Genomic DNA, 12,794 nt, shown 5'->3' with positions numbered 1-12,794 from the left:
CCAGACGACTGTTTAGGCTATCGAAATGAGGGGTCCCTTTTAGACGCCGATCACCCCGCTAACGGGGTCCTTTTTGCACGCCGATCCACAGTCGAACCGCGGAATTGCTGAGCGAAAAGGGCCAGGAAAGCCTGTGGCGCATGGCCGCGCGGCCAACGGCGGGCGATCGCGCGCAGGCTGGCATAAACGCGCTTGCTGTGGAGAGCCTGCGCATGGGTCCAGAAGGCGCGGCCGAGTTCGATCCCTGGCGCGATTTCGACTTTTGCCGCGGCGGCGGACAGGGTCCGGAACTCATCGCTGATCGAATGGTCGGCATGATCCTCGCCAAGCGGAGGGACCCGGTTAAGACCGGAAATGTGGAGCAGGCGCCAGAGCAGACGGGCGAGACGGGGAATCGAACCCTGGCGCGTCCGGTCGTCACTGCCGTCCTCGTCGGGTTTTTGGGCGAGCTTCTCCGGTGCCGGGCGCAGCACTTCAAAGTAACCCAATGGTGGATCGGCGGCGCTTTCGTGGGTGCGGACCTCGCTGAGCCGATTGGTGGCCTGCTCGCGGAAGAAAGGACAGTCGGGATGGTGCTCGGGCCGGTCGGCGTTGGTGAGCCGACGTAGATAATAGGTTTCCGCTTCGGACAGGAAGGCGGGGGTCAGGATCGGCGGTGGTTCGCCGGGCTGCAGACAATCGCAGGCGATCCATTTCTCGCCGATGCGCGCTTGTTGAACGAGCATGATGCCGGCCGCTTCGTCATACTGCGAGCCTTGTCCGGCATACCATCGGACAAGGGCGTCGCGCACGGGTTGTGGCAGCGGAATCCTGCCTGAACCAAGGCCGTTTGTGCTGCGAGGGATCAGCCACATGTGCTGTCGGCCCATGTCCTCATCACCCGAGGCTCGCGGCGGTGGCGTGGATTGACAGAGTTGGATTTGATGCTCTCCACTTGGCCCAGTTGCGAATTGGGGAGGATTTCATGCGAGCATCTGTGATCGGTATCGCGGTTGTGGCGATAGGGTGGGGCACCGGTGGCGTGGTTGCAGAGCCGCTGCGGGCGGCGCGTAGCGTCCAGGTGATTTCGATGGGACCAATGAGTTCGCCCAAGCAGCCTTCGACGGCCGATAATGAAGCACCCCAGGCCGCTGATCATCCGGGTTCGCGGGCACTCCCCCCGGCGTTTCGTGTCCACGATCTGAGCCGGCGTTGGGTGGAGCTTCAGATGGCTGACAGTTTCAGCGCTGACCCAGAGGCGCCGATGCGCACTGATGGTGGCGATCCGTTTGCCTATGTCGGCGCGGAGCAGCCGTCGGTTCCGCGCTTTACGGCCGCTGTCCCCGCGGCAGGATCGATTTCTGTCCCGCTCTGGATGCGGGGCGGCGCCATATTCGCATCCGCTGCATCGCGTTACGTGCCGGAATGTTCTGCAGCGCCCTATCGCCCAACCGGTTTCCTGCGGTCCGACGCGGAGTTCCGCCGGGCGACCTATTACGGACTGATGAGCAATATCGCATGCGAACATGGCATCCCGGTCGGCCTGTTCGATGCAGTGATCATCCGGGAAAGCCGGTATCAGCCCAACATTTATTCGCCCAAAAATGCTTTTGGGTTGACCCAGCTGATGCCGGGAACAGCAGCGCAACTGGGGGTCGACCGCTACCATGTGGAGAGCAATCTTCGAGGCGGCGCCAAATATCTGCGGCAGCAACTCGATCGCTTTGGTCACTATCACCTTGCCCTGGCGGCCTACAACGCTGGACCTGGCCGCGTGCGGAACGGTGCCGTGCCCCGGATTCGGGAAACGCAGGATTATGTCGACAATGTGCTGTTGAACTGGTCGCGGCTGAGCGGCTTTCAGCGTCGGGCGACAATCGTGCCCCAGGCAACGGTTGGTCCGGTCACGGCGGCACGTCCTGTAGGACGATCTGCGATCGTATCGACCTTTTGAACCAGGTGGTACAAAGCGCTGTGCCTTTTTGACGCGATAGCCGCGCCTAGATTTGAAAGTCATCGCCATCTGTGATCCGCGCCCGCCGCTCGCGGATTTTCACGACTTCTTCGGCGACTCGTTTGACCACGGCTTTCTGGAGGGGCGCGCCCCAGTCGCGCTTTACCTCCGATCCGTCGATGCCATTGATCTCGTCGAGCGCCTCGATGATCTTGCGGGGCAGGCCGGCGAACATCTCGCAGAGCATCGAAATGACGGTCGCATATCGCTCCCTGTCGGGCAATTCGAGACCTTTGAAGGTCTCGATGCAGATATAGGCTTGCAGGATGTTGGTGCCGAGTGCGTGGAGAATTTTTTCAAGCTCAGGCAGAGTCATCACCGACCGCTTGTCGGGATCGCTATGAAGGAGGAGGCCAAGACGGGATTTGCTGATCCCGGTCATATGCGCCAGCCTGCGCTGCGCGGTGTCCTGCACAGCCATGGTTTGAAGGATCAGGGGTACGTAATCCCGCTGCGGCTCGTCGAGCTCGACGGCCTCCACAACTTACGCCCCCACTTTGGCAAGAGATGACATTTCGATCTCGCGTTGCCGCCTGGATCAAGGGAGACAATCATAGGCGAATCGGCAATGCAAGCGTGGTTTGAACCATGTGGGCGGGTAATCGGTTGGCTAACACACTGTGGACCAAGCCGATTAACTGGAATGACCGTTGGCGAATCCATTGTGTCCGAATGGGTCTGGGCCGTTGAGATCGAGCTTGTCCATGATCCGCGCGGCCTTCTGTTCGACCACATAATCAAACAAAAGGAGTGATAAGGCATCCGCCACAGTCAGCTTGGCGTCGAGCTGGTGACTCAGTAAATCCTTCACCTCATCAAGACTTCTTGCGCTCGTTCGGGAAATATCGAGACGAATTCGAATGGTCCCATCCGATGGAATTGAAGTAAGATGTTCCTTGAGAGTGCGGGTGTCGTGGCTCCCGATCTTTTCGGTGCGAGAACTTCTATGATCGATTAGCTTCGAAAGCGTCTGATGATGCAGGGTTTCGTTTGAATGCAGGCGGATGCCTTCGGTTGTCAGCCGGAACAGGGATTCGGAGATATCGATGGTGATGTCTCGTGAGTCTGCGGCGCCCATAGTGCCCACGTCCTGAAGTTGCGATCCATAAGAAGCCCGATCTACGCGTCTGGCTTACGGCAGCGATTATGAACCGAGAATGGTTAATTTCCGATAGTCCTGTTGCCGAATCTACCGCGATTGCCGCTTGCCCGCAAATGCGGGGCAAGCCGCCCCGCAATCACGGGCATCTTGCCCCGTTTTGACGGGCAGCCCGCCCCGAATGTCGGGGCATCGTGCCCCGTGGCCATGCTTAAAAAGCCGAGAATCGCAAAATGATGGCCAAATCGAGGGGGCCTCCTCGGGCCGCCCGTTGCGACCACAGAGGCATCTGACCACCCTTTCACTTGGGCGCGGATCCGTCGCGTCTCCATGTGAAGGAAACCCAACATGCAGTCAGTTCTGAAAAAGAGCGGGCGCACGGAGCGGGCGATCGTCGCCATCGCCCTCCTCCTGTTCGCTGGTCTCTGGTTCGCGGGGCCAGCATTTGCCGGCGCCGACACCACCTTCGATACAGCACTTACCAAGTTCACCGATTTTCTCGAAGGGTCGGGTGGCAAGATCATCACCGTGCTCAGCCTTGCCGGCGGCATCGTCGCGCTGGCTTCGGGCCGCTTCTCCATGGGGCAGATCGCAATTCCCGTCGGTGTCGGTGTCGGTGCCGGAACCGGCATTCCGATCGTGACGTCGACCGTGACGGCGACGATCTGAGCGTTCCTGCGGTCGGACGAGGTAGCAGCTTCGGCCGATCCAAGGAGAGGGTGGTGCAATGGCGGCGGACAAGTACGTCATCCCGACTCATCTGGATGATCCCGAGCTGATCGGGCTGTGGACCCTGGATGAGTTCCTGGCGATGGTCATCCCCTTCGTCTGGGGGATCCTGTCTCAGCATATCCTCATTGGCATGGTGCTTTCGGGTGCAGGCTGGTGGGGTCTCAGAAAAGCCAAGGCAGGCCGGGCTGCATCGTGGCTTCTCCATCTGGCCTATTGGTATCTCCCGGCCGGCTTCACCGGCCTGAGAGGCACACCACCCTCATACCTTCGACTGATGGCGGGGTGATATGGAACTTTCGTATAGTCATTCGCGCAGCCAACAGGTTCTGCGCCAGCGGAACATCCTGGCGATCGTCGCCGTCGGGCTCGGCGCGCTGACCCTATTGCTGTTCATCGTCACCGTATCGCGGGACCGGGAAGTTGTGCTGCAGCCCATCCTGCGGTCTCCCGTCACGGTGAGTTCGGCGGGCGTCTCGCGCGAATATCTGGAGATGATCACCCGGGATACCGTGGTGCTCACCCTCAATCGCAGCCCGCAGAACCTCGAATACTGGATGAATTCGGTGCTCGCCATCACGGCGCCGTCCGCCCAGGGCAAGATCAAGGCCGACTTGCTGAAGATCGTCAACGAACAGCGGGGATCTTCGATCTCCCAGTTCTACACCATCGAGAAGATGGAGCTCGACACGAAGAACCTCCGTTCGGAGGTGACGGGCAGTCTGCACACCATTGTCGGCAACAAGGTCATTTCGAACGAGCGTCGGACGTTCCGGTACGACTGGGAATATTCCGGGCTGTCCCTGAAGCTGATCGGCTTCGGCATGGTGGTGGCCGAGCAGGGGAAGGAAAAATGATGTCGGTCTATGTCATCGGCAGTGCCGCCGCCGGCACCGCCTTCCTTTCGCGCGTCCACTGCCATTTGAGTCGCTGCATGGGCGTGGGACTGGTGGCCATCGCCATGCTTCTCGTCGCAGAACCGGCGAGGGCGGACCAGACGATCATGGCGTCGGACAGCGCCCAGGTCGACTGCCAGGCATCGGCCAAGGATCTTACGCGCATCAGCCTTGTCGAGGATGAATTCGCGTCGGTCTCGAAGATCTCGACCGGTAACCCGATGGATGACTTCTCGGTCGTCAACGAGCCTGTCCGCGGCGATATCTACCTGTCCGTTCCTGACGGATTTGTCCGGAGCGCCCTTTCGTTCTTCGCCACGAGCAAGCGCGGTTACGTCTACAAGTTCGTGTGCCGGATCGGGGGCGACCAGGCCGCGCAGGTCTTTGTCTCCAATCCGGCGATCGCGAACGAACGGACCGCGGAAAATGGTCCTGCGGAAAGGCTCGGGCCGCGTGATGCCGCCGTCGAGCTTGTGCAGGCGATGTACTCGAATGCGGTCGCTGACGGCTATGAGATGCGTCAGCGCGCCCTGCGACCGGTCTATGTCGGCACGCTCAAGGTGCAGATGATCGCCGAATACCGCGGCTCGGATCTCACCGGCAAGGTTTTGCGCATCGAGAACAAAGGCGCGTCCGAAATCGAGCTGACCGAAGCCATGGTCGCTCCCGCCAGCGCGTTGGCCGTGTCGATCGCCGAGGGCCGGCTCGCTCCGGGCAAGGTCACGACAGCCTACCTCGTCTCCCAGAACGCCCAGACACAAAGGTGAGGACATGGCTCTTTCCGACTTCCTGAATCGCAAGCGCCCGCCCCTTGATGGCGGCACGGACGACGGCGTCTCCCCGCTTTCCGGCGACCTCGCCGGGAACGAGGAGGTTCGCAGGAAGCAGCGATTGCTGCTGGCCGGCGTGACCGGCGCTGGCCTCATCCTGTCCTCCTTCTGGATTTTCAGCGGCGACGGGGACAGCGAGAAGCTCGGAGAGGATGGTGTCAGCGAGGTCACCGTCTCGACCAAGGATCTGGTGAACCGCAACCTCTCCCAGCAGGAGTGGATGGCGCTTTCCGAAAACCGCTTTCAGTCGACCGAGAACCAACTCAAATCGATCGACGGGCAAAATCGCCGGCTCGAAATGCTCACCGCGCAGGTCGAGACGCTCAAGGGCCAGAACCAGGCGATGCAGGCTGATGGGCAACGCGTTCTCTCTGCGTATCAGGCGGAGAATGAGCAGTTGCGGCGGCAGATCAACGAGCGCCGGACCGCGCCTCCTCCGGCGCCTGGGCCGGCGGCGCTCTACGGCCCGAACGGCCCGCAGGCATACCAACGGCCTGACGGTGCGGCGGGTGGGCCGGGACGCGCAGCTGCGGGCGGGCCGAGCGAAGTGAAGCTGGTCAGCTTCTCAAGCGGTGAGACGGGCAATGCCACGCGGGTTGCCAAGGGCAACACTACGTATACCGACAGCGTCAACTATCTGCCGCCCAACAGCTTCGCACGGGCCAAGGTCATCGTCGGAGTTGACGCCAGTGCCGGCGTCAACAGCCAGACGGACCCGCTTCCTGTCGTCCTGCGCGTCACTGGCCCGGCCCGTTCGGTTTACCAGAACGGAAGGTTGCTCACGACCAGGATCGAGGGATGTCTCGTCAATGGCGCGGCGCGCGGCGACCTCTCGAGCGAGAAGGTCTATGTGAAACTGCAGAAGATGACGTGTCCGCAGCCGGGTGGCCGTTATGCGGTATCCGAGGTGAAGGGCTTCCTGGCCTTCGGCGGGAAGACCGGAGTGCGGGGCCGGGTCGTCTCCCGTGAAGGCTCGCTCGTCACCCAGGCGTTCATCGCGGGCCTTGCCGGTGGCTTTGGCCGCGGCTTCTCAGCGAACGCGAACAGTGTGTTCCAGGGAACCAACATCACCACCAACGGCCAGCGCGAGAAGCTTTCGACCGGCGAGATCCTCGAAGGGGGCTTTGGCGAGGGCATGGCCCAGACGGGCGACATGGTTTCGAAATATCTGATCGAGCGCGCCGAGCAATATCAGCCCGTGATCGAAATGCCGACCGGCATCGACGTCGAAATTGTCTTCTTGGAGGGTGTGTATGTCCGTAACTGACCGTCTCCGCTCGCTGACCTGGCGATCGCGCCTCCTGGTCGCGACCGTCACGGGTTTAAGCCTGGCTGGGATCGCGCTCGCTGCCGATGCGAGCAGTGCCGAGGATCGTGTCAGGGCCTTGTTGAAAACGCGGCTTCCCAAGACACCAGTAACCGCGATCGATTGCGGGAAAGTCGGCGGACTGTGCGAAATCACCGCGGGGGAGAACCTCTTCTATGTGGATTCCGGTGCCCGCTACCTCGTGATCGGCCGGGTCTATGACATGCAGACCAGGCAGGATATTACGGCGGCGCGGCTGCTCGAGATGAATCCCGACATGTTGGTCGGGTCCGCGGCGCGCGCGAATGCGCTGGCGCGTGGCGGTGAGGAGGAAGGCGCGCAGCAACTGGCAGCCGCGCCGGCGCGGGTTGAGCGTCCTGTCGCCTCTGCGCAAGCGCACAAGCTTTCGCTTTCTGGCTTGCCGCGGGAAGGCGCGATCGTCTGGGGCAATCCGTCGGGTCAGACCGTCACGGTTTTTTCCGACTTCCGGTGCGGCTATTGCCGTGCCCTGACGGGCGTTCTCAAGGACATGAACGTGCGGGTCGTTGAACGGCCGATCTCGGTGCTGGGCAGCCGGGATGTCGCCGACCGGGTCTATTGCGCCAGGAACCGCGAAGCCGCGCTTCATGCCGCCTATGCCGGCGAGCCGATCAAGGCGGGGCCTGCCTGCAACACGTCGGGTCTCGATGCGAACGAAGCCTTCGCGCGGCGGCACGGGCTCAGTGGCACGCCGGTGATCGTGCGCGGCGACGGGGCGGTGCTCGAAGGGTATCGGCCGCGCGCTTTCCTTGAGAAGTGGCTCAAGGAGGCGCAGTCATGACCAAGATCGCGTTCCGACGCCGGCGCCTGTCGTTGGTTTGCGCCCTCACGCTGTGCAGTGCTGTGGTGCTCAGTGGCTGCGCGACATTCGGCGGCAACATCCGCGGTGATTTTTCCTGTGCCGCGCCCGATGGCATCTGCGCCCCGAGTTCGACCATCGATGATCGCGCGCTTGCCCTGATTTCCGCCGAAGCGGGCGATGGCGATGCACTTCCCGCAGGAAACACCCCGCGCGGTTCGGCGGGCCGGGTCAATCGTGCCGCCGCGCCGCAAGCGGCCAGGATCGCTGCGGCTGACCCCGCCCGGACGCGCGAAAAGGTGCTCAGGATCGTGTTCCAGCCCTATATTGATGAACGGGGCCGGCTGCATGAGGCCAGCGCTGTCCGCGCCGTCGTCGCGAGCGGTGAGTGGCAACAGGCGCTTGGGCAAGCTGTGGTATCCGGCACCCGCCTGAATTATGGGCTCGGCAGCCCCGAGACGCTCGCCGATGCGGTCGATCGCGTAGACCCGCCGGGAGGCACAGCCGCTGCCATCGATTCGGATGTCCCGGATCCGGCGGTGGTCGCTGCTGCCCGTGTACGAAAACCCGATCCTGTCGAAGCGATAAAGGCAGATGTCGCGACCCGCCTCGCTCCCAAGGCAGGTAGCGCACCTGCCGCCGCGACGGTGGATGGTGCAGCGCATCCATCGTCTGCGGCCGTCTCGCCGGCGCATCCGACCCCCGCGGGTGCGTCGGCGAACGGGAGTGGCGCGACCGTGCCGGGTTCTGAAAAGCCTCAGACGGGTATCTCCACGGCGGGCGCCCAAGCGGTCGGGCGCGTGAAGGGCGATCCCGCCTATCAAGGGATCGCAGGCTCCGTCGCGCAAGGCGCGCGCGATGCGGCTGCCCAGAGTGGCGCCGTGCCGGCCGCGCCCGTGGTGTCAGCCCCGACGATCCGTGCGGCCAATTTCCCGGCCGGCGTGCAGGAGGATAAGTGAGATGGCGGGCAAAGCCGGTATTTTCGAGAGCCTGATGTCCGGCATTCTCGGCGACAGCCGGCGGCCTGATTCCGATCGGCCCGAACTTGGCGTTCCCATGCTGGCTGACTGGCTGCCCTATCGCAGCTTCGATGCCAAGACGGGCATTTTCTACAACAGCGCATCGCGAGGCTTCGTCATCGAGGCGGCCCCGCTGATCGGTGCGGACGAGCGCACGGGCGAGATTCTTACCCAGTTCCTGTCTGAAGCGATCCCCGCGCCCGGCTGCCTTCAGTTCCACCAGTGGATGAGCCCGCGCGTATCGGAGCGCCTCTCGCGCTGGTATCTTCCGCGCTATGCGGCCCGCGGCGTCTATGAGCGTATGGCCAAGCATCGGGTGGACTTCCTGACCGACGGTGTCTGGCGTTCGCTGTCAAACGATGCGCCCTTTTCTCTGCGCAACCACCGCGTGGCGATTTCCTATTCAACGCCGGAAGCATCGAGCGTGACGGTCGAAGAGATCGTAGCCGTCATGGATGGTCTGATCTCGGCACTTGCATCGATCAATGTGTCTGCCCGCAAGATGGATCCAACCGATCTGATTGGCTGGGTCGATGATATCACCTCGCCGACCACCGCGGCGGGCGAGGATGTGGTCAACTACAATCCGCTCGATCCCATAGCGGACCAGGCCGTGCGCCGCGATGTTGAGCTCCACATCGAGCCCGACCGCATGCTGCTGCGGACCGAGCGATTCCGGCCGACCGGACACACGGTGGACAATGCACCGGAAATCGGTGAGATCCTGCCCGACGTCTTTGACGTCCGCTCCTTTTCGGTCCGCAATCTCCCGGTGCGGTGGGCGCCCTGGGACGTGGCGCGGCTGATCGGCGACATGTTCACCGACAAGCTGCGCATGCCGTGTCCGGTTGCGACCAACCTGTGCGTCGAATTCCCGGACCCGCTGGCATCGTCGAACAAGGCAAGCTTCAAATTCATGCGGACGACGAGCCTCGCCGATTCCAAGTCGGCCCGGTTCCTGCCGCAGCTGCGCGAGCAAAGCCAGGAATGGCGCTATGTGAACGACGAACTGCGTCAGGGGCGCAAATTGGTACGCGTTTTCTTCTCGGTCACGTCCTTTTCGCCCAAGGGCAGGGGTGACGCCAATGAACGGGTCCTGAAATCGGTCTACCGCGCGGCGGGCTGGGACCTGCTCGACGATCGCTACCTGCAGGTGATGGGGCTGCTCTGCGCCATGCCGATGACGATGGCGAATGGCCTCTCGCGGGATCTCGAGCGGATGAAGCGGATGCGCACGCTTCTGACGACCACGGCCGCGAACCTCGCGCCCATCCAGGGCGAGTTTCTTGGCGGCCAGGTGCCGCATCTCATGCTGATCGGACGGAGGGGGCAGCCTTTCTTCTGGTCGCCGTTCGAGAATGCGGCGGGCAACCACAATGTCGCGGTCTTCGGCAAGTCCGGGTCGGGCAAGTCTGTGACCCTTCAGGAGTTGTGCGCGTCGCTGTGCGGCGCAGGTGCTCGGGTCGTCGTGATCGATGACGGACGCTCCTTCGAGCATTCGGCAAAGCTCCAGGGCGGCGCTTTCGTGGAGTTCACGATGTCGTCGGGCTTCTGCCTCAATCCGTTCAGCATGATCGACGAGGAGTTGGCCGCGACCGACGAAGACTATCTGCTCGATTGCATGGCGATGCTCAAAGCCATCGTGAACCAGATGTCGCGCCACATCGATCGGCTGAACGATACCGAGCGAGGCCTCATCGATGGTGCCGTCAACAGCGTCTGGGCCGAGAAGGGCCGGCACGGGGCGATCGATGACGTGATCGCGGCGCTGGACGCGACCGGCAATGGGCTCGCCATGGATCTCGGTATCGCCATGCGGCCCTTTTCATCGGGCGGTACATATGGACGGTTCTTTCAGGGCGAGGTCTCGTTCGAGCTGTCCGCGCAGCTGACGGTATTTGAGCTTTCGGATCTGTCCTCCCGCGAGGAACTGCGGAGCGTTGTCCTGACCGCGATCATGTTCATGTCGCAGCAGATGATGCGCAAGGTCGATCGCGCGATCCCCAAAGCGCTGCTCCTCGACGAAGCGTGGCAGATGCTGCGCGGCGGCGCGATGGCCGACTTCATCGAGGCCTATGCACGCACCTGCCGCAAATACGGCGCCTCGCTGGTCACCGCGACGCAGTCGCTGAACGACTATTACAAGTCCGCCGGTTCCATCGCGGCGCTCGAGAATTCTGACTGGTTCGTCATCCTCCAGCAGAAACCCGAGACGATCGCCGATTTCAAAAAGCACGATCGCTTCGAGATGGACGATTATACCGACGCCTTGCTGCGGTCCCTCAAGATCAACGGCCGCGAATATTCCGATATCCTGATCAAGGGACCGGAGACACTGGCGGTCGGGCGCCTCGTGCTCGATCCTTTTTCGGCCACCGTCTTTTCCTCGAGCCCGGCAGTCTACGCGGCGATCGAGGGACTGGTCGCCCGGGGCCTCAGCATGGACGAGGCTATCGAGCGGGTCGCCTATCCCGAGAATCCGGAAAAATGGGCTTCTCACGACGATGGTGACATCGCCGAGGCCGCGGAGTGAGCCATGGGGACCATGAACCATCGAACGCAGGTCGCCGCGAGCAAGGCCGTTTCCCGGCCGGACTTTCGGGCGATGCTCTACTTCATTCTGCATCTGCTGGGTTTCACCGGATCGACGCTGCTGCTGACCTGGGGGGTTTTCGCGCTCTTCTTCCTCGCTCTGGGCGGCTTCTCGCTCGATGGCTTTATGCACCAGCTCAACAACCTCGCGAGCCGCTACGTCGCTGCTTCTCCAGACCGGATCGCGTCATTCAAGACCATTTTCATTGTCGCGCACCTCGTGGTGGCAACCGGCCTGATCGTCCTGCGGCGGGAAAAAATAGTGCCCGCGATATTGCCCGAAGGAAACCCCGACCATGGCTGAACAGACCGAGCTTGACCTGCCCGATCCCGTGCCGCAGCCGACGCGGCGCGCGAAACGCGCGATTTTCGGGGGCTTCACACGCCTGCAAATGTTGATGGGCCTCATGGTTCTTGCCGCCCTGGTCTGGGGCATGTGGGTCACCAAGCTCTTGGTTACGCCGACGCAGGACCACATCGTATCCGCGCGCCTCTCCACCATTGTCGGCGAATATGTCCAGGCCCAGGCGCGATCGGCATCGCCGCCGGCGCAGGTTGAAGCGGAAATGCGCAAGTTCATGGCATCGCTCGACACCGAGCTGCAGCGGCGGAGCGCGAACGGTCAGATCGTCCTCGTCGGCGAGGCCGTCCTGACCAAGAACGTCCCGGACATCACCGACAAGCTCAGGCACGCCGTCTATGCCTCGGGCGTCGCTCGACCCAAACAGGCGTCGGCCATCGAACTGCAGCAGCTTGAGCAGCAAGCCATGCTCGCGGCACAACCACAGCAGGCAATGCCCGCGCAGCCCGCAGCGCCAACCGAATATCTCGATCCCATGGCGCCGGCACAGATGATGCCGTCCGTGCCGCCGGCAACCGGCCCGCAATATGGGCCGCCGTCCGCGTCCGTCTCAACCTTTGGAGGTCCCGATGGCAGCGGTGCTCAATGACGGGGCGGCTCGGCGCTGGCGTCCTAATAGGAGGCTCTGGCTGCTGTTCGGGGTCCTTGTTTCAGGAAGCATGGCCTGGAAGGCGTTGGGGGATTGGCGCGATGACCATCTCTTTCTGATCAACACGACGGATTCCTTGCCGAACTGGGCGTTCCTCATCGATCGGGGGCGGTTGCCGGCAAAGGGTGAGGTCGTCTTTTTCGATCCACCGCCAAGCGCGCTCCTCCAGCGCCATTTCGGTCCTAAGCCAAGGATGTTCGGGAAGAGGGTCTATGGTGCGGCAGGCGACGTCGTCGGTCATGACGGCTTCGATGTCACGATCAATGGCGTGCCGGTTGTCCGGATGAAACCGTTCACGAAGGCGGGCGAGCCGCTGACCCCCGGCGCGACAGGGATCGTCCCCGAGGGTTGCTATTTCGCCGCCACGCCGCATCGCGACGGGTTCGATAGCCGCTACGCTGAAATTGGCTTTGTCTGTGCCTCCCAGATCATCGGAACGGGGGAGCCGGTCTTATGAAAGCAATCCTTACGGCAAGCGCGGC

General features: G+C 62.6%; 14 protein-coding genes and 1 pseudogene. 12 read left to right on the top strand and 3 right to left on the bottom strand.

Translation table 11 applies throughout. The annotated features are described in order from the left end of the window. Window positions 1-86: 86 nt before the first annotated feature. Window positions 87-854: pseudogene (locus G432_RS20755) on the bottom strand (hypothetical protein); the annotation flags it as partial. 353 nt (window positions 855-1,207) lie between these two features. On the opposite strand from G432_RS20755, the gene G432_RS23505 reads away from it, so the two are divergent. Next, on the top strand, window positions 1,208-1,933 hold the full coding sequence (locus G432_RS23505) for a lytic transglycosylase domain-containing protein (RefSeq protein ID WP_306999213.1): 726 nt from the start codon (window positions 1,208-1,210) through the stop codon (window positions 1,931-1,933). 46 nt (window positions 1,934-1,979) lie between these two features. Here G432_RS23505 and G432_RS20745 read toward each other — a convergent pair whose 3' ends face one another. Beyond that, entirely contained in the window at window positions 1,980-2,474 is a 495-nt protein-coding gene (locus tag G432_RS20745) for a hypothetical protein (protein ID WP_015460525.1), read from the bottom strand. A 153-nt stretch (window positions 2,475-2,627) separates the two neighbouring features. Then, window positions 2,628-3,071, bottom strand: a complete 444-nt coding sequence (locus tag G432_RS22860; protein WP_236626954.1) for a hypothetical protein — start codon at window positions 3,069-3,071, stop codon at window positions 2,628-2,630. A gap of 369 nt (window positions 3,072-3,440) precedes the next feature. Here G432_RS22860 and G432_RS20740 point away from each other — a divergent pair, with 369 nt between their 5' ends. The 11 genes from G432_RS20740 to G432_RS20690 are packed head-to-tail and all read left to right on the top strand — an operon-like array spanning window position 3,441 to window position 12,769. After that, complete coding sequence (locus G432_RS20740) at window positions 3,441-3,761, top strand: TrbC/VirB2 family protein (protein ID WP_015460524.1); 321 nt, start codon at window positions 3,441-3,443, stop codon at window positions 3,759-3,761. Between the two features lie 58 nt (window positions 3,762-3,819). After that, window positions 3,820-4,110 carry a type IV conjugative transfer system protein TraL gene (gene traL / locus G432_RS20735; RefSeq protein WP_015460523.1) on the top strand — a complete coding sequence of 97 codons (291 nt, stop codon included), beginning with the start codon at window positions 3,820-3,822 and terminating at the stop codon, window positions 4,108-4,110. A gap of 1 nt (window position 4,111) precedes the next feature. Further along, window positions 4,112-4,678, top strand: coding sequence for a type IV conjugative transfer system protein TraE (locus tag G432_RS20730; RefSeq protein ID WP_015460522.1), 567 nt, complete (start codon window positions 4,112-4,114; stop codon window positions 4,676-4,678). Next, window positions 4,675-5,484 carry a type-F conjugative transfer system secretin TraK gene (locus tag G432_RS20725; protein WP_015460521.1) on the top strand — a complete coding sequence of 270 codons (810 nt, stop codon included), beginning with the start codon at window positions 4,675-4,677 and terminating at the stop codon, window positions 5,482-5,484. The genes G432_RS20730 and G432_RS20725 overlap by 4 nt, the downstream gene beginning before the upstream one ends. A 4-nt stretch (window positions 5,485-5,488) precedes the next feature. Next, window positions 5,489-6,814 carry a TraB/VirB10 family protein gene (locus G432_RS20720; protein WP_015460520.1) on the top strand — a complete coding sequence of 442 codons (1,326 nt, stop codon included), beginning with the start codon at window positions 5,489-5,491 and terminating at the stop codon, window positions 6,812-6,814. Further along, window positions 6,801-7,673 (top strand): DsbC family protein, encoded by an 873-nt coding sequence (locus G432_RS20715; protein ID WP_015460519.1) that lies wholly within the window; start codon window positions 6,801-6,803, stop codon window positions 7,671-7,673. Before G432_RS20720 ends, G432_RS20715 begins: the two co-directional genes overlap by 14 nt. Then, a complete protein-coding gene (locus G432_RS20710; protein ID WP_015460518.1) occupies window positions 7,670-8,650 on the top strand; it encodes a TraV family lipoprotein in 981 nt (326 codons plus the stop codon). The genes G432_RS20715 and G432_RS20710 overlap by 4 nt, the downstream gene beginning before the upstream one ends. A 1-nt stretch (window position 8,651) precedes the next feature. Next, the gene (gene traC, locus G432_RS20705; RefSeq protein WP_015460517.1) at window positions 8,652-11,243 is read left to right on the top strand and encodes a type IV secretion system protein TraC; all 2,592 of its coding nucleotides are present in this window, start codon (window positions 8,652-8,654) and stop codon (window positions 11,241-11,243) included. Between the two features lie 3 nt (window positions 11,244-11,246). Continuing rightward, complete coding sequence (locus G432_RS20700) at window positions 11,247-11,606, top strand: hypothetical protein (protein ID WP_015460516.1); 360 nt, start codon at window positions 11,247-11,249, stop codon at window positions 11,604-11,606. Continuing rightward, a complete protein-coding gene (locus G432_RS20695) occupies window positions 11,599-12,252 on the top strand; it encodes a type-F conjugative transfer system protein TrbI (protein WP_015460515.1) in 654 nt (217 codons plus the stop codon). Before G432_RS20700 ends, G432_RS20695 begins: the two co-directional genes overlap by 8 nt. Beyond that, on the top strand, window positions 12,233-12,769 hold the full coding sequence (locus G432_RS20690) for a S26 family signal peptidase (protein WP_015460514.1): 537 nt from the start codon (window positions 12,233-12,235) through the stop codon (window positions 12,767-12,769). The genes G432_RS20695 and G432_RS20690 overlap by 20 nt, the downstream gene beginning before the upstream one ends. Window positions 12,770-12,794: the final 25 nt, after the last annotated feature.

Origin of the sequence: Sphingomonas sp. MM-1, from assembly GCF_000347675.2 — a bacterium.
Taxonomy (GTDB): Bacteria; Pseudomonadota; Alphaproteobacteria; order Sphingomonadales; family Sphingomonadaceae; genus Sphingomonas_E; species Sphingomonas_E fennica.
This window is presented reverse-complemented; position numbering and strand designations above follow the sequence as displayed.